We start from the raw sequence: 19,108 nt of genomic DNA on the forward strand, positions 1-19,108 counted from the left end.
CGCCATGGCCACCGTCATCCCCGCATCCACCGCCGAAGCCATCGCCAAGGCCGCCGTCCTCATCGAAGCCCTGCCCTGGCTCAAGCGCTATCACGGAGCGATCGCCGTCGTGAAGTTCGGCGGCAACGCCATGGTGAGCCCCGAACTCACCCGCGCGTTCGCCGAAGACATGGTCTTCCTTCGCCATGCCGGCCTCAAGCCCGTCGTTGTGCACGGGGGAGGCCCGCAGATCTCCGCACGCCTGAATGAACTCGGCATCGAGAGCGAATTCCGCGGCGGTTACCGCGTCACCACTCCCGAAGCGATGACCGTCGTCCGCGACGTGCTTCGCGGTGAGGTGAACCGCGAACTCGTTGACGCCATCAACGAGCACGGCGACTTCGCCGTCGGGTTGAGCGGCGAGGACTCGTCACTCTTCACCGGCAAGAAGCGCGGCGTCGAGATCGACGGCGAAATCGTCGACCTCGGTCTCGTCGGCGACGTCGTCGCGGTCACCCCCGACGTCGTGCACGCGGCCATCGACGCGGGCCGTATCCCGGTCATCTCCTCCATCGCGCCGGACGGAGACTTCGCTGGCCAGGTGCTCAACGTGAACGCGGATGCCGCGGCATCCGCTCTCGCCGTCGCCCTCCAAGCCGACAAATTCCTCATCCTCACCGACGTCGCCGGGCTGTACAGTGACTGGCCGAACCGCGACTCGCTCGTGTCGGTCATCACCGCGAGCGAACTGCGTGACCTGTTGCCGTCGCTCGAATCGGGCATGATCCCGAAGATGACCGCGTGTCTCGAAGCAGTGGACGGTGGCGTGTTCAACGCCGCGATCATCGACGGGCGGTTGGAGCACTCTCTCCTGCTCGAGGTGTTCACCCAGCAGGGCATCGGAACCCAGGTTGTCGAGGACGAATCATGAGTGACTGGACCACAGCGGCGGCCACCGACATGATGCAGGTGTTCGGCGAGCCGCAGGCGATGCTCGTTCGGGGCTCCGGATGTTACGTCTGGGGTGCCGACGGTACCGAATACCTCGACTTTCTTGGCGGCATCGCCGTGAACGCGCTCGGCCACTCCCACCCGGTGATGGTCGACGCCATCAGCAGGCAGGCCGCCGAATTGATCCACGTGTCGAACTACTTCGTCACACCACCCCAGCTCGAACTCGCCGCCCGGCTGAAACGCCTCACCGGGGCGGGCGAACAGGGCCGGGTCTACTTCTCCAACTCCGGCGCCGAAGCCAACGAGGCAGCGTTCAAGCTCGCCCGTCTCAACTCCGGCGGCGGCGCGCGCACGCGGATCCTCGCCCTCAACGGGTCGTTCCACGGCCGCACCATGGGCGCCCTCGCGCTGACCGGCAAACCGGCGATCCAGACCGACTTCGCCCCGCTGCCCGGCGGCGTCACCCATATCGACGTTTCTCTCGACGCGCTCGAGGCGGCGATCGACGAGACGGTCGCCGCGCTGATCGTCGAACCGATCCAGGGGGAGGCCGGCGTCGTCGAACTCCCCGACGGCTACCTCGCCCGGGCCCGTGAGCTGACCGAGCAGTTCGGCGCCTTGCTGATCCTCGACGAGGTCCAGACCGGTGCCGGCCGCACCGGCGACTGGTTCGCCTTCCAGCGCGCCGGAATCGTCCCGGATGCCATCACGCTCGCAAAGGGGATGGGCGGCGGTTTCCCGATCGGCGCCCTTGTGACCTTCGGCGAGGCATCCGCCCTGTTCACCCCCGGCAAGCACGGCAGCACGTTCAGCGGCAACCCGCTCGCGACGGCTACTGCGAACGCCGTCCTCGGTGAGATCGAAGCGTCCGGATTCGTCGAGAACGCCCGGGCGCGCGGGAACCAGCTTCGCGAGCTCATCCTCGCGATCGGATCTCCACTGATCACCGGTGTGCGGGGCAGGGGACTTCTGCTCGGCATCGCCCTCGCCGAACCGGTCGCCGCGGACCTCGTGCGCGCCGCCCTCGACGTCGGCCTCATCATCAACGCGCCGAACCCGACCACCATCCGCATCGCCCCGCCCCTCATTGTCGGGGACGACGAGGTGCGGGTGTTCACCGAACGCTTCACCGCCGCCCTCGCTCGCCTCGCGGCCGGTACCCCGAACGAAGGAACCTTGTGACCAGACACTTCCTGCGCGACGACGACCTCAGCCCCGCTGAGCAGTCGGAGATCCTCGACCTCGCGATTGAGCTGAAAAAGGACCGGTTCAGCCGTCGCCCGCTCGAGGGTCCGCAGACCGTCGCCGTCATCTTCGACAAGTCGTCCACCCGGACCCGGGTCTCATTCGCCGTCGGCATCGCCGACCTCGGTGGCGTTCCGCTCATCATCTCCACGGCATCGAGCCAGCTCGGAGGCAAGGAGACCGCGGCCGACACCGCCCGCGTGCTCGAACGCCAGGTCGCCGCCATCGTCTGGCGCACTTACGGCCAGGCCGGGCTCGAGGAGATGGCGCAGGGCACAACGGTTCCCGTCGTCAACGCGCTCTCCGACGACTTCCACCCCTGCCAGCTGCTCGCCGACCTGCTCACCATCCGTGAACACAAGGGCGCCCTCGCCGGTCTCACTCTCACCTTCGTCGGGGACGGCGCCTGCAACATGGCGCAGTCCTACCTGCTCGCCGGCGCAACCGCCGGCATGCACGTGCGCGTTGCCTCACCCGAGGGCTTCACGCCGAACGACGAGGTCGTCGCGGATGCCACGGCCATCGCCGCGACGACGGGCGGCTCGATCGCGCTCTTCACCGACGCCCGCGAGGCGGCGACGGGAAGCGACATCCTCGTCACCGACACCTGGGTGTCGATGGGCAAGGAAGAGGAGAAGGCAGCGCGCGTCGCTGTGCTCGGCCCGTACCGGGTCGACGCATCGATGATGGAACTCGCGCGACCGGACGCGGTGTTCATGCACTGCCTCCCCGCCGACCGCGGCTTCGAGGTCACGGCCGATGTCATCGACGGCCAGCAGTCGATCATCTGGGACGAGGCGGAGAACCGCCTCCACGCCCAGAAAGCACTGCTGACCTGGCTGCTCGAACGCGCCTGACCGGCGCAGCCGGCACCAGTCGGCGTCACTACACTTATTTCACAAGCAATCAAGGAGAAGAACTTCATGGCGGAACGCGTCGTACTCGCATACTCAGGCGGCCTGGACACCTCGGTGGGAATCGGCTGGCTGAAGGATGCCACGGGCAAAGAGGTCGTCGCCCTCGCAATTGACGTCGGTCAGGAGGGCGAGGACATGGAGGTCATCCGTCAGCGCGCCCTCGACTGCGGCGCCGTCGAGTCCGTCGTCGTCGACGCCCGCGAGGAGTTCGCGAGCGACTACCTCATGCCGGCGCTCAAGGCCAACGCGCTCTACCAGAAGCGCTACCCGCTGGTCTCGGCGCTGAGCCGTCCGCTGATCGCCAAGTACCTCGCATCGACAGCCAAGGAACTCGGCGCGAACAGCGTCGCCCACGGCTGCACCGGCAAGGGAAACGACCAGGTTCGGTTCGAAGCCGCTGTTGCCGCGCTCGCACCAGACCTGACGAGCATCGCGCCCGTCCGTGACCTCGCCCTCACCCGCGACAAGGCCATCGTCTACGCCGAGCAGCACAACCTGCCGATCGCCCAGTCGAAGAAGAGCCCGTACTCGATCGACCAGAACGTGTGGGGCCGTGCCGTCGAGACCGGATTCCTCGAGGACCCGTGGAACGCTCCGATCGAGGACCTCTACACCTACACGAAGAACCCCGCGGATGCCGGTCCTCCGGTCGAGGTCGTCATCACCTTCGACCAGGGAATCCCCGTCGCATACGACGGCAAGCCGATCACGCCGCTCGAAGCCGTCGAACTGATGAACCGCATCGCCGGTGACCAGGGTGTCGGCCGCATCGACATCGTCGAGGACCGCCTCGTCGGCATCAAGAGCCGTGAGGTTTACGAGTCCCCGGCGGGCATCGCACTCATCACGGCGCACGAAGAGCTCGAGAACATGACCATCGAGCGCGACCTCGCCAGGTACAAGCGCACCGTCGAGTCCAAGTGGGCCGAGCTCGTCTACGACGGTCTCTGGTTCTCCGGTCTCAAGAAGGCGCTCGACGTCTTCATCGACGAGACCCAGAAGCACGTCTCCGGCGACATCCGCCTGAAGCTTGCCGCAGGCAGCGCCGTCGTGACCGGTCGCAAGAGCGACTCGAGCCTGTACGACTTCAACCTCGCCACCTACGACACCGGTGACACCTTCGACCAGTCCCTGGCCAAGGGCTTCATCGAGCTGTGGTCGCTGCCGAGCAAGATCTCGGCGCGCCGCGACGCAGGTCAGGAGTAGAGCATGTCGGGTGACGGCAACGACAACCGCGCCGGTGAGGCGGGCGCACTCTGGGGCGGCCGCTTCGCCAGCGGACCGTCACCCGAGCTCTCCCGGCTGAGCAAGTCGACGCAGTTCGACTGGCAGCTCGCCGCATACGACATCGCCGGGTCGCGGGCGCACGCCAAGGCACTCGCCTCAGCCGGGTATCTCAGCGAGGTCGAACTCGAGGCGATGCTCGACGCACTGGCACGCCTGAAGGATGACGTGGCATCCGGTGTCGTCACCGCTGCGGAATCAGACGAAGACGTGCACTCCGCGCTGGAGCGAGCGCTCATCGAACGGGCGGGCGCCGAACTCGGCGGCAAGCTTCGCGCCGGGCGGAGCAGGAACGACCAGATCGCGACGCTCGTGCGGCTGTATCTGATCGACCACTCACGGCTGATCGGGCACATGGTCGTGCAGCTCATCGACGCGATCGCATCCCAGGCCGAAGTGCACGGCGATGCTCCCATGCCGGGGCGGACCCACCTCCAGCACGCGCAACCCGTTCTCCTCGCACACCACCTGATGGCGCACGCGTGGCCGCTGGTGCGGGATCTGGAACGGCTCGCGGACTGGACGAAGCGGGCGTCGGCATCGCCATACGGCGCCGGTGCGCTTGCTGGAAGCTCGCTTGGCCTCGACCCGCAGCTCGTGGCATCCGAACTGGGACTCGACCGGCCGACCGAGAACTCGATCGACGCCACCGCCAGCCGGGATGTCGTGGCCGAGTTCGCGTTCGTCACATCGCTCATCGGCATCAACCTGTCTCGGTTCGCCGAAGAGATCATCGTCTGGAACACGCGCGAGTTCGACTTCGTGACCCTCGACGACGGCTATTCGACCGGCTCGAGCATCATGCCGCAAAAGAAGAACCCCGACATCGCCGAACTGGCCCGAGGAAAGTCCGGGCGTCTCATCGGCAACCTCACCGGACTGCTCGCGACGCTCAAAGGGCTTCCGCTCGCATACAACCGTGACCTGCAGGAAGACAAAGAGCCCGTGTTCGACACCGTCGAACAGCTCGAGGTCCTTCTGCCCGCATTCACCGGAATGGTCGCGACGCTGCGCTTCAACACCGAACGGATGGCGCTCCTCGCGCCCCAGGGATTCTCTCTCGCCACCGATGTGGCTGAGTGGCTCGTGCGGCAGGGTGTTGCGTTCCGTGACGCCCATGAGATCTCGGGTGAACTCGTGCAGTTCTGCGAGGAACGCGGACTCGAGCTTCACGAACCATCCGATGCAGACCTCGCCGGACTCTCGCCGCACCTCACTCCGGCGGTGCGCGAGGTGCTCACCGTTGCCGGGTCGATCGCGTCGCGCAACGGCGTCGGCGGAACCGCTCCTGAGCGGGTCGCCGAGCAGCGCATCGCGCTGACCGAGCGGGTCCGGGTACTGGCGTCGGCTCTCCGCGCCTAGACCGTGACGTTCGACCGCGCGTTCCTGGAGCGTCCAGCGCTCGAGGTTGCTCCATTTCTGCTCGGTGCGGTGCTGCGGCACACCACGGATGCCGGAACCGTTGCGGTGCGCATCACCGAGGTCGAAGCGTATGTCGGTCAGGGTCTCGACCCCGGCTCGCATGCCTTCCGCGGTAAGACCAAACGCAACGCGAGCATGTTCGGAGAACCGGGTCACCTGTATTGCTACTTCACCTACGGGATGCATGTGTGCGCCAACATCGTCTGCTCGCCCGAGGGCGAAGCATCCGGGTGTCTGATCCGTGCGGGTGAAGTGGTCGAGGGAATCGACCTCGCGCGCCAGCGGCGGACCACGTCGAAGTCCGACCGCGACCTCGCGCAGGGGCCAGCCCGGCTCGTCGTCGCGCTCGGCATCAGCCTGACCGATGACGGGAGCGACCTGTTCGCGCCGCCGTTCTCGCTCGAACGGCCGGCGGTATCCGTCGACTACCTCACCGGACCTCGCACCGGACTTGCCGGGGGAGCGGATCTGCCGTGGCGGTTCTGGATGCCGGGCGAGGCGTCGGTGTCGCCGTACAAGAAACACCCGAAGGCGTGAGCCGGTGTCGTGTCGGCTCGATCGGTCGATCGGTCCCGAAGGGTCGTTCGTGCCCGGGTTCGGTGACCCTTTGGGACCGATCGACGTCGAGTCACCGCAAAACGCTGTTCCCGCAGCAGCGGAGCGACATAGTTTGGTGATTCGGCGCGCTTGACGCGCGAAAGCGACAAAGTGCGGCGATTCGAGGCGGCCGACCCGCTCCAGCAGCGCTAGTTCAGCGCGAAATGGAACAGCGCGGCACTCGATGCCGCCCAGATGAGGCTCGCGAAGGTTCCGATGATGAACCGCTCGCGCGCTTCTGCCGCCTCCAGTTCGGTGAACCGGCCAACGCCCTTGATGGCGATGATCACGGCGATGGCCTCGGCGAACCCCGCCATGAGCGTCGCGGCAACGGCGAAGCGTTCGAGGTATCCGATAGTCCGCCCGCCGCGGAGCACCTCGTGCTGCTCCCCGGCATTCGCGCGCAGTGCGCCGCCGGCGGTGCGATTGGGTTCCGTCACGATGATGCCGCCGAACAACCCGGGCCGCACGAGTCCGCGCGTCGCGAGCTTGAGCACGTATGTCGTCGCGATTCCGCCGCCGAGGACAGCGATCGAGATCGAGAGGATGCCGAGGGCGATAGTCACGCCGAGCGGTGACTCCGGCGACGGAAGCGCGACCAGAACGAGGTCGACCGCCAGCAGAGACGCGGCGATGGCGATGATCTTGTTCTTGCGCTGCCAGTGGGCGATTCCGATGGTGGCGAGGCAACCGGCTGCGAGCACCAGGACGGCGATCCAGTACAGCGTGATCGGAAGTGCTCCGGTGATCGGGCTCACATCGTCTCCTCGCGGTTGTGTTCGGCCGTTACTCCGGTGAGCCGGCCGAAGCCGGATCGGCCGAGCGGTTGACCGTGTCGAGAAGCCTAACAAGGGCCTCCGACGACGCCCGTTCGACACGGATGCCTGCGGCTCGCGCCCGCAGACTGGCGGCGCCCGCGGTGATCCCGAGCTTGTCTGCGGATTCCGACTGCGTGAGACCCGTGTTGAGCAGGTCGTACAGTTCCCAGCCGCCGTCTGTCCTCCGCTCACGAAGCACGAGCAGGAGAGAGATGAGTGCCTCGACGTCCGCGCCGCGGATTCCCTCACCGGATTCTTCGCCAGCGCGGGAGAGCGCGAAACGGGTCTGGGACTTTTTCGCGCGCGTGACGGCATCCCGGGCTGCGAAGAACGCCTCACCGGTGGCTTCGCGTGTGGCGCGGGGGAGTGGGAGCCGGGCCGGGCCGATGCCGACCCCGACGCTCCACGCGTCTTCGCGCGTCAATTCGAGGACGATCGCGAGGGTGTCCTCGGCGGTGGCGGGAAGGATCTGGATCTCATCGCCCGCGGTGCGATCGGCGGGCAGGACGAGGCTCGGTCCTCGAGTTCCGTTGAGGCGGTCGAGAACGGATGCCGCTCGGTCCGGCTGATTGCGACTGTCCACCTGGTCGGCGGTGATGACGAACATGCCCACTCCTTTGTTGAGGCTGTGAACCTAACTCACCCGATATTAGGCAATTCCCTAAACATCGTCAAGAGTGAGCCCCGAGGCTCAAGCCTCTGGCGCGCTGATACCCTTGCTTTCGTGCCGCAGATCCCAGTGAAGACCCAGTCCAATGACCCGTCGTTCGAGGACGTCTGGGATGAGATCGTTTGGCGCGGCCTCGTTCACGTCTCAACGGATGCCGCCGAGCTGAAGACCCTGCTCGCTGGCCCGCCGATCACGTACTACTGCGGATTCGACCCAACGGCACCAAGTCTGCACCTGGGGAACCTCGTGCAGCTGTTGCTCCTGCGCCGCATTCAGCTCGCCGGCCACAAGCCGCTCGGCCTCGTCGGGGGATCGACCGGTTTGATCGGTGACCCGCGGCCGACCGCGGAGCGGACACTCAACACTCCGGACACCGTCGCGGAGTGGGTGGGCTACCTCCAGGCCCAGGTGTCGCGTTTCCTCGACTTTGAGGGTGACAACGCCGCCCGGCTCGTCAACAACCTCGACTGGACGGCGCCGCTCTCGGCGATCGACTTCCTTCGCGACGTCGGCAAGTACTTCCGTGTCGGCACGATGCTCAAGAAGGATGCCGTCAGCGCGCGCCTCAACTCCGAAGCCGGTATCAGCTACACCGAGTTCAGCTACCAGATCCTGCAGGGCATGGACTTCCTCGAACTGTTCCGCAGCTACGAGTGCGTACTCCAGACCGGTGGCAGCGACCAGTGGGGCAACCTGACGAGCGGGACCGATCTCATCCACAAGGCTGAGGGCAAGAGCGCGCACGCCATCGGCACGTCACTCATCACCAACTCCGACGGATCCAAGTTCGGCAAGAGCGAGGGCAATGCGGTCTGGCTCGACCCCAAGCTGACGAGCCCGTACGCGTTCTACCAGTTCTGGCTCAACTCCGACGATGCCGATGTGATCGCCCGCCTCAAGATTTTCACCTTTCTCACGCGCGCGGAGATCGAGCAGCTTGAAGAAGCAGTGGCGAGTGAGCCCTTCCGTCGTGAAGCGCAGAAGCGGCTCGCGTGGGAGGTCACCTCACTCGTCCACGGCGCTGAAGCAACGGATGCCGCGATCGCTGCGTCCGCTGCCCTCTTCGGGCAGGGGGAACTGGAGGCTCTCGACGCCGACACTCTCGCTGCCGCACTGCGCGAACTTCCGAACACCGCGGCTCCGGCTGGTGCCCTCGTCACCCAGTTGCTCGTCGACACCGGCCTGACGTCGAGTCTCGGAGAAGCCCGTCGCGCGATCACCCAGGGTGGGGTGTACCTGAACAACGTGAAGGTCGCCGACGATTCCGCCGTACTCGAGCAGACCCTGGCCGGGGGAGTGGCGGTTCTCCGCCGCGGCAAGAAGACCCTCGCCGGCGTCTTCCCGGCCTGAGAAGGGCGCGACACGCCCGGCCTGCAAGAGCAATTTGCGGGGGTACCGGGATGTGCGTAAAGTAATCACACGTCACCCCAAAGGTGCGGCAGAGCGGAACAGCTCGCCGGCCTCATGCGGGACCAAACCCCACAAAAGAATCGCCCCGAATTATTCGGATTCCGGTTCTTGTGGGGAATCCTTTCACAGGATTTCTCTCGTACTCGAGACTCGGACTTCGGTCCGGGAGCGTGTGCAAGACAAGAGAAAATCGGTGCTAGGCTAGAGAAGTTGCCCTGCGGAGCAGCCCGGAAGGGTGAAAAGCAGGAGCATCCGATCCTTGAGAACTCAACAGCGTGCACAATGTCAAATGCCAAATACCCGTCGGCTTGATCTTTTGATCGAGTCGCGGATTCCTTTGGAAAACATTTAAACAACAAAGCAAGTCAGTAATGATTTGTTCTGTCAGTTTCAAACTCGCAGTGCTTTCACCTATTCCGGTGGGGTGCTGCAACTAATGTGCCGGCGCCTTCGGGTGTTGTGCAATTAAACATTTACGGAGAGTTTGATCCTGGCTCAGGACGAACGCTGGCGGCGTGCTTAACACATGCAAGTCGAACGATGATCCCCAGCTTGCTGGGGGGATTAGTGGCGAACGGGTGAGTAACACGTGAGTAACCTGCCCTTGACTCTGGGATAAGCGTTGGAAACGACGTCTAATACCGGATACGACCAGCCCCGGCATCGGGTGTTGGTGGAAAGAATTTTGGTCAAGGATGGACTCGCGGCCTATCAGGTAGTTGGTGAGGTAATGGCTCACCAAGCCTACGACGGGTAGCCGGCCTGAGAGGGTGACCGGCCACACTGGGACTGAGACACGGCCCAGACTCCTACGGGAGGCAGCAGTGGGGAATATTGCACAATGGGCGAAAGCCTGATGCAGCAACGCCGCGTGAGGGACGACGGCCTTCGGGTTGTAAACCTCTTTTAGCAGGGAAGAAGCGAAAGTGACGGTACCTGCAGAAAAAGCACCGGCTAACTACGTGCCAGCAGCCGCGGTAATACGTAGGGTGCAAGCGTTGTCCGGAATTATTGGGCGTAAAGAGCTCGTAGGCGGTTTGTCGCGTCTGCTGTGAAAACCCGAGGCTCAACCTCGGGCCTGCAGTGGGTACGGGCAGACTAGAGTGCGGTAGGGGAGATTGGAATTCCTGGTGTAGCGGTGGAATGCGCAGATATCAGGAGGAACACCGATGGCGAAGGCAGATCTCTGGGCCGTTACTGACGCTGAGGAGCGAAAGGGTGGGGAGCAAACAGGCTTAGATACCCTGGTAGTCCACCCCGTAAACGTTGGGAACTAGATGTGGGGACCATTCCACGGTCTCCGTGTCGCAGCTAACGCATTAAGTTCCCCGCCTGGGGAGTACGGCCGCAAGGCTAAAACTCAAAGGAATTGACGGGGGCCCGCACAAGCGGCGGAGCATGCGGATTAATTCGATGCAACGCGAAGAACCTTACCAAGGCTTGACATATACCGGAAACGGCGAGAGATCGTCGCCCCGCAAGGTCGGTATACAGGTGGTGCATGGTTGTCGTCAGCTCGTGTCGTGAGATGTTGGGTTAAGTCCCGCAACGAGCGCAACCCTCGTTCTATGTTGCCAGCACGTAATGGTGGGAACTCATGGGATACTGCCGGGGTCAACTCGGAGGAAGGTGGGGACGACGTCAAATCATCATGCCCCTTATGTCTTGGGCTTCACGCATGCTACAATGGCCAGTACAAAGGGCTGCAATACCGTAAGGTGGAGCGAATCCCAAAAAGCTGGTCCCAGTTCGGATTGAGGTCTGCAACTCGACCTCATGAAGTCGGAGTCGCTAGTAATCGCAGATCAGCAACGCTGCGGTGAATACGTTCCCGGGCCTTGTACACACCGCCCGTCAAGTCATGAAAGTCGGTAACACCCGACGCCGGTGGCCTAACCCTTTATTGGGAGGGAGCCGTCTAAGGTGGGATTGGTAATTAGGACTAAGTCGTAACAAGGTAGCCGTACCGGAAGGTGCGGCTGGATCACCTCCTTTCTAAGGAGCATGTGCCAGTCCGTCTGTCTACAGCGGAACAACTGGCCAAGTCAGATCAGGACGAACGTTCCTGGCTGGCGCTCATGGGTGGAACATTGACATTGATGCGGATTCGAAGAGTCCGGTATGAGTACACCTTCCCTTTACGGGGTCGGAAGGAAAGCACCGGGTTGGCCGGGTTCGTATATTGCACGCTGTTGGGTCCTGAGGGACCGGAACGGAACACGGAAGTGTTTCGGACTGTACCTCTGGACCTTCTCCTGTTGGCAGAACCGTTTGGTGGCCGGCAGGGTGGGTACCGCCCGTACTTTGAGAACTACACAGTGGACGCGAGCATCTTAGATTTGAACACGCAAGTGTTCAAATCATATTGACTCAGCGTATTTAGGCCGGCTCTTTGAGCTGGTGTGATGCGTTGGGTTATCAATTGATCTGATTTATCAGATTCATTGGTCAATTTTTCCGAAACGAAAAATCGATTCAAACTCATGTGATTGCAAGTTTTTAAGAGCAAACGGTGAATGCCTTGGCATCTGGAGCCGAAGAAGGACGTAGTAATCTGCGATAAGCCTCGGGGAGCTGATAAACAAGCTTCGATCCGAGGATTTCCGAATGGGGAAACCCCGCCAGGCGGAGCAATTCGACCTGGTGACTCCCGCCTGAATATATAGGGCGGGTAGAGGGAACGTGGGGAAGTGAAACATCTCAGTACCCACAGGAAGAGAAAACAACAGTGATTCCGTCAGTAGTGGCGAGCGAAATCGGAACAGGCTAAACCGAGCATGTGTGATACCCGGCAGGGGTTGCATGTTCGGGGTTGTGGGACTTTTCAGTACTGGCTGCCGCTGGTACGGCGTTACAGAGCGTTATAGACGAACAGGATTGAAAGCCTGGTCAGAGAGGGTGCGAACCCCGTAGTCGAAATGACGTGATGGCGCGAAGAGTATCCCAAGTATCACGGGGCCCGAGAAATCCCGTGTGAATCTGTCAGGACCACCTGATAAGCCTAAATACTCCCAGATGACCGATAGTGAACAAGTACCGTGAGGGAAAGGTGAAAAGTACCCCGGGAGGGGAGTGAAATAGTACCTGAAACCGTTTGCTTACAAACCGTTGGAGCCTCCTTGTAGGGGTGACAGCGTGCCTTTTGAAGAATGAGCCTGCGAGTTAGCGATATGTGGCGAGGTTAACCCGTGTGGGGTAGCCGTAGCGAAAGCGAGTCTGAATAGGGCGATTCAGTCGCATGTCCTAGACCCGAAGCGAAGTGATCTATCCATGGCCAGGTTGAAGCGCGTGTAAGAGCGCGTGGAGGACCGAACCCACTTAGGTTGAAAACTGAGGGGATGAGCTGTGGATAGGGGTGAAAGGCCAATCAAACTTCGTGATAGCTGGTTCTCTCCGAAATGCATTTAGGTGCAGCGTTGCGTGTTTCTTGCCGGAGGTAGAGCTACTGGATGGCTAATGGGCCCTAAAAGGTTACTGACGTCAGCCAAACTCCGAATGCCGGTAAGTGAGAGCGCAGCAGTGAGACGGTGGGGGATAAGCTTCATCGTCGAGAGGGAAACAACCCAGACCACCAACTAAGGTCCCCAAGCGCGTGCTAAGTGGGAAAGGATGTGGAGTTGCACAGACAACCAGGAGGTTGGCTTAGAAGCAGCCACCCTTGAAAGAGTGCGTAATAGCTCACTGGTCAAGTGATTCCGCGCCGACAATTTAACGGGGCTCAAGCACGCCACCGAAGTTGTGGCATTGACGTATTAGGTAGGCCGCACATTTAGTGTGTTGGTCCAGCCATGTTGATGGGTAGGAGAGCGTCGTGTGGCCAGCGAAGCGGCGGTGTAAACCAGCCGTGGAGGCCACACGAGTGAGAATGCAGGCATGAGTAGCGAAAGACGGGTGAGAAACCCGTCCTCCGAATGACCAAGGGTTCCAGGGCCAGGCTAATCCGCCCTGGGTAAGTCGGGACCTAAGGCGAGGCCGACAGGCGTAGTCGATGGACAACGGGTTGATATTCCCGTACTGACGAAGAACCGCCCAAACCAACCCAGTAATGCTAAGTGTCTGAATCCTTCTGATTGATCCCTTCGGGGTGAGACGGGAGGCCTAGCGCACGACCCTATGCTGGCACGGTTAGCGTATTAACAGGTGTGACGCAGGAAGGTAGTCGGTCCTGGGCGATGGTTGTCCCAGGCCAAGGTCGTAGGCCGAGAGATAGGCAAATCCGTCTCTCATACAGGCTGAGAACTGAAGGGGAGCCCGCAAGGGCATGATCCGATGATCCTATGCTGCCAAGAAAAGCATCGACGCGAGGTTCCAGTCACCCGTACCCCAAACCGACTCAGGTGGTCAGGTAGAGAATACCAAGGAGATCGAGAGAATCGTGGTTAAGGAACTCGGCAAAATGCCCCCGTAACTTCGGGAGAAGGGGGGCCTGACACGTCAACGGATTTACTCCGGGAAGCGTGGTAGGGCCGCAGAGACCAGTGGGAAGCGACTGTTTACTAAAAACACAGGTCCGTGCCAAGTCGCAAGACGATGTATACGGACTGACGCCTGCCCGGTGCTGGAAGGTTAAGAGGAACGGTTAGCCGCAAGGCGAAGCTGAGAATTTAAGCCCCAGTAAACGGCGGTGGTAACTATAACCATCCTAAGGTAGCGAAATTCCTTGTCGGGTAAGTTCCGACCTGCACGAATGGCGTAACGACTTCCCAGCTGTCTCAACCGCGAACTCGGCGAAATTGCACTACGAGTAAAGATGCTCGTTACGCGCAGCAGGACGGAAAGACCCCGTGACCTTTACTACAGCTTGGTATTGGTGTTCGGTGTGGCTTGTGTAGGATAGGTGGGAGACTGTGAAGCTGGCACGCTAGTGTCGGTGGAGTCATTGTTGAAATACCACTCTGGTCATATTGGATATCTAACTTCGAACCGTAATCCGGTTCAGGGACAGTGCCTGGTGGGTAGTTTAACTGGGGCGGTTGCCTCCTAAAAAGTAACGGAGGCGCCCAAAGGTTCCCTCAATCTGGTTGGCAATCAGATGTCGAGTGTAAGTGCACAAGGGAGCTTGACTGTGAGACTGACAAGTCGAGCAGGGACGAAAGTCGGGACTAGTGATCCGGCAGTGGCTTGTGGAAGCGCTGTCGCTCAACGGATAAAAGGTACCTCGGGGATAACAGGCTGATCTTGCCCAAGAGTCCATATCGACGGCATGGTTTGGCACCTCGATGTCGGCTCGTCGCATCCTGGGGCTGGAGTAGGTCCCAAGGGTTGGGCTGTTCGCCCATTAAAGCGGTACGCGAGCTGGGTTTAGAACGTCGTGAGACAGTTCGGTCCCTATCCGCTGCGCGCGCAGGAAATTTGAGAGGATCTGACCCTAGTACGAGAGGACCGGGTTGGACGAACCTCTGGTGTGTCAGTTGTTCCGCCAGGAGCACCGCTGATTAGCTACGTTCGGGATGGATAACCGCTGAAAGCATCTAAGCGGGAAGCCGGCCTCGAGATGAGATTTCCACGCCTTCGGGCGAGAGGCTCCCAGCTAGACTACTGGGTTGATAGGCCGGATGTGGAAGAGAGGACTAACGACTCTCGGAGCTGACCGGTACTAATAAGCCGATAACTTGATAATCAAACCCACCCTTGAGGTGGGAGCATGAAATTTGTTTCGATGTTTCGAAAAAATTGCATGATGCTCCGCGTCCACTATGTGGTTCTCGATGTACGGTCGAGAACCGAACAGACTTATGTTTGTTCGATTCAGTTTTGACTAACGTCAACAATTGTTTCGGCGGCCATAGCAAGAGGGAAACGCCCGGTCACATTCCGAACCCGGAAGCTAAGACTCTTTGCGCCGATGGTACTGCAGGGGGGACCCTGTGGGAGAGTAGGACACCGCCGGACTTAACTTAGTAAAATGGCCACCCAGCACGGGTGGCCATTTTGCGTTTAACACGCGAAACACTTTTCAACACAATAGGGAGTACCAATGTCGGATTCTGCGAACGATCGGGACAAGCGTCCGGAGCGCAGTTCGAACGACCGCCAGGGCGGCGCACCGAAGCGCTCCGACGGCGGCTCCGGCAGGGGTTACTCCCGGGATGGTGCCTCCGGGTCACGAGATTCCGCGCCCCGCGGCGATCGGCCACGCTCGAGTGGCGGTCGCGATGACCATCCGCGTGGCGACCGGCCTGCGTCAGGCGACCGGCCCCGCTACGGGTCCGGGCGCGACGACAAGCCCCGCTCCTCCGGCGGCCGTGACGAGCGCCCGCGTTCGGGTGACCGTCCTTCGTATGGTGACAAACCTCGTGGAGACCGTCCGTCTTATGGCGACAAGCCTCGTGGCGAGCGTCCTTCGTACGGTGACAAGCCCCGTACATCCGGCGCGCGCGATGACCGTCCCCGCACCGGCGGTGCCGGCGGCGACCGCAAACCACGAACCGGCGACCGTCCGTCGTACGGCGACAAGCCTCGTGGGGATCGCCCGTCGTACGGCGACAAGCCTCGTGGGGATCGTCCGTCGTACGGCGACAAGCCTCGTGGGGATCGTCCGTCGTACGGCGACAAGCCTCGTGGGGATCGCCCGTCGTATGGCGACAAGCCCCGCACCGACCGGCCCCGTACCGACGGTCCGCGCAGCGACCGGCCTCGTACCGACGGTCCGCGCAGCGATCGGCCTCGTACCGACGGTCCGCGCAGCGACCGGCCGCATTCCGACCGGCTTGCTCGCGATGGCGGCGGCGACAAGCTGTGGACGCGCGGCGGCGCGCCTGCCCGTGGTGACCGCGACGCGTACCACCAGGAAGAAGAAGTCACCGAAGAGCAGCGGATGCAGCGCGAGCTGCGCATGGTCCGTTCGCAGCACGATGACCCGGACATCCCTCTTTCGGTCACGTCGAACGACCTCGACAGGGTGTCGCGCAACGAGCTGAAGACGCTGACCACCGACAACGCCGAGCGGGTTGCCCGTCACCTCGCGATGGCAGCGATGCTCATCGACGAGGACCCGGAACTCGCGCACCAGCATGCTCTCTCGGCTGCCCGTCGCGCCGGCCGGATCGGTGTCGTCCGTGAGACTCTCGCGATCACGGCATACGAGACCGGTGACTACGCACTCGCGCTCCGCGAGCTTCGCACCCACCGACGGATCACCGGGTCGAACGACCAGCTTCCGCTCATGGTCGACAGCGAACGTGGCGTTGGTCGCCCCGAGCGTGCACTCGAGCTCGGTCGCACGGTCGACCGCGCGACGTTGTCGCCTGCCGTGCGCGTTGCCCTCTCCATCGCGATGTCTGGCGCGCGTCTCGACCTCGGCCAGCCCGAGCTCGCTCTCGCCGAACTGCAGGTTCCCGAGCTCAACCCCGATCGTGCATTCGAGTGGAGCCCCGAGCTCTTCTCCGCACAGGCCGAGGTGCTCGAGGAACTCCAGCGTGCAGACGAAGCCGCCGTGTGGCGCAAGCGCGCGGATGTGGCATCCGCCGCTCTCGCCGAACGCTCAGGCGAGTACGAGTCCGAGACCATGGAAGTCTTCGAGATTCTCGAAATCGACGATGAAGAAGAGATCGCCGTTGACGACGAAATCGACGCTGAGTCGATGACGGTCACCGAGTCGACGGATGCTCCGGCGCCCGCTGACGAGGAAGACGACGCCAGCGACATCGCCGACGACGATCTGCACAGCCAGGATGACGCGTCCACCGATGCAGATTCGGTTGAAGACGCTGAAGACGCTGAAAATACTGACGAGACCAACAGCACCACCGAGGAGAACCTGAATGACGCCGCTGCTGGGCAGGAAAAGTAAGACCTCGACGCCGCTTGACGGCGTCGACGTTCTGCTCGCCGACCTGGACGGCGTCGTTTATGCGGGCCCCCACGCGATTCCGCACGCCATCGAAAGCCTCAACCGCGCAGCGGAGAGCATTCGTGTCGGCTACATCACGAACAATGCGTCGCGCACCGACGCATCCGTCGCCGCTCACCTGAGCGAACTCGGCCTGACCGTCGCACCCGAAGAAGTCGTGACGAGCCCCCAGGCTGCTGTACGTCTTCTCGCCGAACACGTCCCGGCCGGTTCGACCGTGCTCGTCGTCGGCGGCGAGGGCCTCGTGGTCGAACTCGAAAAGGGCGGCTACACCGTCACCCGGTCGGCGGAGGACAACCCGGCCGCCGTCCTGCAGGGCTTCGCGCCCGAGGTCGGCTGGACCCAGCTCGCCGAGGCCGCGTTCGCGCTGCACCCGCGCGAGGACGGCGTCGAGATCCCCTGGATCGCGACGAACACCGACTGGACCATCCCGCAGGCCCGCGGCATCGCACCGGGAAACGGCACGCTCGTCTCAGCGGTCCACACCGCCGTCGGCCGTCTCGCGACCGTCGCAGGCAAGCCCGAGACCCCGATCTTCGATGAAGCGACCGCACGATTCGGCGCCGAAAAGGCCCTGTTCATCGGTGACCGTCTCGACACCGACATCGTCGGAGCGAACCGCGCCGGTATCGACTCGGTGCTCGTCCTGACCGGCATCGACAAGGCCAAGCACGTGCTCGCGGCAGACAAGTTCTCACGCCCGACGTACATCCTCGACGACCTGCGCCAGTTGCACGAGTCGTACCCCGAAACCCGGATGTCACGCGACGGCAGCGAGGCGACCGTCGGAAAGGCTGTCGTTCGGATCGTCGGCAACGACGTCGTCATCGTCAAGGACGGCGACACCGCGATCGATCTGCTCCGCGCTGCCTGCGCTGCGATCTGGTCATCCGGCCGGGCGATCTACGGGTTCAACGTGCCGGAACGGCTGTATTCCTGATCGCACGGGTAGCCTAGGGACGTGAGCGAAGAGATGCCGGAACCCGGCGACGCCCTGCTGTCGCAATTGCGCCTGGTCGAAGACCAGCCGCTCGACGAACGCGCCCGGGCCTACGGTCAACTGCACGAAGAACTCCGCGCACGGCTCGAGGGCGGCGACGCGGCATCGTCTCGCTCGTGAGTGACGAGACCGCTCCGGCCGCTTCCGAGCGCCTCGACGCCGCGCTCGTGAGCCGTGGGTTCGCACGCTCACGGACTCTCGCAGCGCGACTCATCGCCGACGGACTCGTCACGGTCGACGGCCGTGCGATTGTGAAACCGGCAACGAAGGTTCGGCAGAACCAGGACATCGTCGTCGCCGGCGCCGACCACTACGTCAGCAGGGGAGCCCACAAACTCCTCGCCGCGCTCGACGCGTTCCCCGTCGATCCGACCGACCGGGTCGCCCTCGACGCGGGCGCCTCAACCGGCGGGTTCAGCCAGGTGCTCCTCGAGCGCGGTGCGCGTACCGTCATCGCCCTCGACGTCGGTCACGGTCAGCTCTCACCAGAAATCGCGAACGATCCCCGCGTCGCCGTGGTCGAGGGATTCAACGTACGCGACCTCACCCCGGAAAGCCTCGCCGGGGCATCCGGAATTTTCGACTCGCCTGACCTCGTCGTCGGCGACCTGTCGTTCATCTCGCTCACCCACGTTCTCGAACCGCTGAAGCGTTCTGTCTCGCCAGACACCGATTTCGTGCTGCTCATCAAGCCGCAATTCGAGGTCGGTCGTGGCGGCGTCCGTGAGGGAATCGTCAAGAACGCAGCCCTCCGAGCGGATGCCATCGCCACCGTCCTCTGGCACGCGTGGGACCTCGGGCTGGGCACGGCCGGCCTGATCCCATCCCCGATTCTCGGCGGACACGGAAACCATGAATACGTTGTGTGGTTGCGCGACGCGGGCACCGATCCAGACGGGGCTGCGGTCAATCCGACAGAATGGATGCAGAGAATCACCGAGATGGCTGGAGCGTGACCGG

Annotated in this window: 14 protein-coding genes and 3 rRNA genes; 14 read left to right on the forward strand and 3 right to left on the reverse strand. The window is 62.7% G+C overall.

Annotation, left to right across the window (positions count from 1 at the left end; genetic code table 11):
• Positions 1–4 precede the first annotated feature (4 nt).
• From argB to ACWA1Q_RS05315, 6 genes are all read left to right on the forward strand, one after another.
• On the forward strand, positions 5–910 hold the full coding sequence (gene argB / locus ACWA1Q_RS05290) for an acetylglutamate kinase (protein WP_463760104.1): 906 nt from the start codon (positions 5–7) through the stop codon (positions 908–910).
• Positions 907–2,115 carry an acetylornithine transaminase gene (locus ACWA1Q_RS05295; protein WP_463760106.1) on the forward strand — a complete coding sequence of 403 codons (1,209 nt, stop codon included), beginning with the start codon at positions 907–909 and terminating at the stop codon, positions 2,113–2,115. Before argB ends, ACWA1Q_RS05295 begins: the two co-directional genes overlap by 4 nt.
• Positions 2,112–3,035, forward strand: a complete 924-nt coding sequence (gene argF / locus ACWA1Q_RS05300; protein ID WP_463760107.1) for an ornithine carbamoyltransferase — start codon at positions 2,112–2,114, stop codon at positions 3,033–3,035. The genes ACWA1Q_RS05295 and argF overlap by 4 nt, the downstream gene beginning before the upstream one ends.
• A gap of 66 nt (positions 3,036–3,101) precedes the next feature.
• Entirely contained in the window at positions 3,102–4,301 is a 1,200-nt protein-coding gene (locus tag ACWA1Q_RS05305) for an argininosuccinate synthase (RefSeq protein ID WP_463760108.1), read from the forward strand.
• Positions 4,302–4,304: 3 nt separating this feature from the next.
• The gene (gene argH, locus ACWA1Q_RS05310; RefSeq protein WP_463760110.1) at positions 4,305–5,741 is read left to right on the forward strand and encodes an argininosuccinate lyase; all 1,437 of its coding nucleotides are present in this window, start codon (positions 4,305–4,307) and stop codon (positions 5,739–5,741) included.
• Positions 5,742–5,744: 3 nt separating this feature from the next.
• The gene (locus ACWA1Q_RS05315) at positions 5,745–6,338 is read left to right on the forward strand and encodes a DNA-3-methyladenine glycosylase (protein ID WP_463760111.1); all 594 of its coding nucleotides are present in this window, start codon (positions 5,745–5,747) and stop codon (positions 6,336–6,338) included.
• A 209-nt stretch (positions 6,339–6,547) separates the two neighbouring features.
• Here the strand turns inward: ACWA1Q_RS05315 and ACWA1Q_RS05320 are convergent, their stop codons facing one another.
• Complete coding sequence (locus tag ACWA1Q_RS05320) at positions 6,548–7,156, reverse strand: hypothetical protein (protein ID WP_463760113.1); 609 nt, start codon at positions 7,154–7,156, stop codon at positions 6,548–6,550.
• A 28-nt stretch (positions 7,157–7,184) separates the two neighbouring features.
• The gene (locus tag ACWA1Q_RS05325) at positions 7,185–7,823 is read right to left on the reverse strand and encodes a DNA-binding protein (RefSeq protein ID WP_463760114.1); all 639 of its coding nucleotides are present in this window, start codon (positions 7,821–7,823) and stop codon (positions 7,185–7,187) included.
• A gap of 117 nt (positions 7,824–7,940) precedes the next feature.
• Between ACWA1Q_RS05325 and tyrS the strand changes: the two genes are divergently transcribed.
• The 4 genes from tyrS to rrf all read left to right on the forward strand — a co-directional run bounded on the left by tyrS (position 7,941) and on the right by rrf (position 15,188).
• Positions 7,941–9,236, forward strand: a complete 1,296-nt coding sequence (tyrS, locus tag ACWA1Q_RS05330) for a tyrosine--tRNA ligase (protein WP_463760115.1) — start codon at positions 7,941–7,943, stop codon at positions 9,234–9,236.
• Positions 9,237–9,768: 532 nt separating this feature from the next.
• A 16S ribosomal RNA gene (locus ACWA1Q_RS05335) occupies positions 9,769–11,291 on the forward strand.
• A gap of 494 nt (positions 11,292–11,785) precedes the next feature.
• Positions 11,786–14,916 (forward strand): 23S ribosomal RNA (locus tag ACWA1Q_RS05340).
• A 155-nt stretch (positions 14,917–15,071) separates the two neighbouring features.
• Positions 15,072–15,188 (forward strand): 5S ribosomal RNA (rrf, locus tag ACWA1Q_RS05345).
• The 16S, 23S and 5S rRNA genes sit together here, the layout of an rRNA operon.
• A 292-nt stretch (positions 15,189–15,480) precedes the next feature.
• On the opposite strand, the gene ACWA1Q_RS05350 is transcribed toward rrf, so the two are convergent.
• The gene (locus ACWA1Q_RS05350; protein ID WP_463760117.1) at positions 15,481–16,149 is read right to left on the reverse strand and encodes a hypothetical protein; all 669 of its coding nucleotides are present in this window, start codon (positions 16,147–16,149) and stop codon (positions 15,481–15,483) included.
• On the opposite strand from ACWA1Q_RS05350, the gene ACWA1Q_RS05355 reads away from it, so the two are divergent.
• The 4 genes from ACWA1Q_RS05355 to ACWA1Q_RS05370 are packed head-to-tail and all read left to right on the forward strand — an operon-like array spanning position 16,114 to position 19,104.
• On the forward strand, positions 16,114–17,088 hold the full coding sequence (locus ACWA1Q_RS05355) for a hypothetical protein (protein ID WP_463760118.1): 975 nt from the start codon (positions 16,114–16,116) through the stop codon (positions 17,086–17,088). The genes ACWA1Q_RS05350 and ACWA1Q_RS05355 overlap by 36 nt on opposite strands.
• Positions 17,060–18,088, forward strand: coding sequence for an HAD-IIA family hydrolase (locus tag ACWA1Q_RS05360; RefSeq protein WP_463760120.1), 1,029 nt, complete (start codon positions 17,060–17,062; stop codon positions 18,086–18,088). Before ACWA1Q_RS05355 ends, ACWA1Q_RS05360 begins: the two co-directional genes overlap by 29 nt.
• Positions 18,089–18,109: 21 nt before the next feature.
• Positions 18,110–18,268, forward strand: coding sequence for a hypothetical protein (locus ACWA1Q_RS05365; protein ID WP_183085011.1), 159 nt, complete (start codon positions 18,110–18,112; stop codon positions 18,266–18,268).
• A complete protein-coding gene (locus tag ACWA1Q_RS05370; protein ID WP_463760122.1) occupies positions 18,265–19,104 on the forward strand; it encodes a TlyA family RNA methyltransferase in 840 nt (279 codons plus the stop codon). Before ACWA1Q_RS05365 ends, ACWA1Q_RS05370 begins: the two co-directional genes overlap by 4 nt.
• Positions 19,105–19,108 lie beyond the last annotated feature (4 nt).

This window comes from Mycetocola sp. TRD_SC_2, from assembly GCF_055361225.1.

Excerpts from the sequence above, each read along its gene's own strand:
- argB (WP_463760104.1), top strand. The coding sequence starts at position 5 with ATGGCCACCGTCATCCCCGCATCCACCGCCGAAGCCATCGCCAAGGCC.
- ACWA1Q_RS05295 (WP_463760106.1), top strand. The coding sequence starts at position 907 with ATGAGTGACTGGACCACAGCGGCGGCCACCGACATGATGCAGGTGTTC.
- ACWA1Q_RS05305 (WP_463760108.1), top strand. The coding sequence starts at position 3,102 with ATGGCGGAACGCGTCGTACTCGCATACTCAGGCGGCCTGGACACCTCG.
- argH (WP_463760110.1), top strand. The coding sequence starts at position 4,305 with ATGTCGGGTGACGGCAACGACAACCGCGCCGGTGAGGCGGGCGCACTC.
- ACWA1Q_RS05325 (WP_463760114.1), bottom strand. The coding sequence starts at position 7,823 with ATGTTCGTCATCACCGCCGACCAGGTGGACAGTCGCAATCAGCCGGAC.
- ACWA1Q_RS05355 (WP_463760118.1), top strand. The coding sequence starts at position 16,114 with ATGCAGCGCGAGCTGCGCATGGTCCGTTCGCAGCACGATGACCCGGAC.
- ACWA1Q_RS05360 (WP_463760120.1), top strand. The coding sequence starts at position 17,060 with ATGACGCCGCTGCTGGGCAGGAAAAGTAAGACCTCGACGCCGCTTGAC.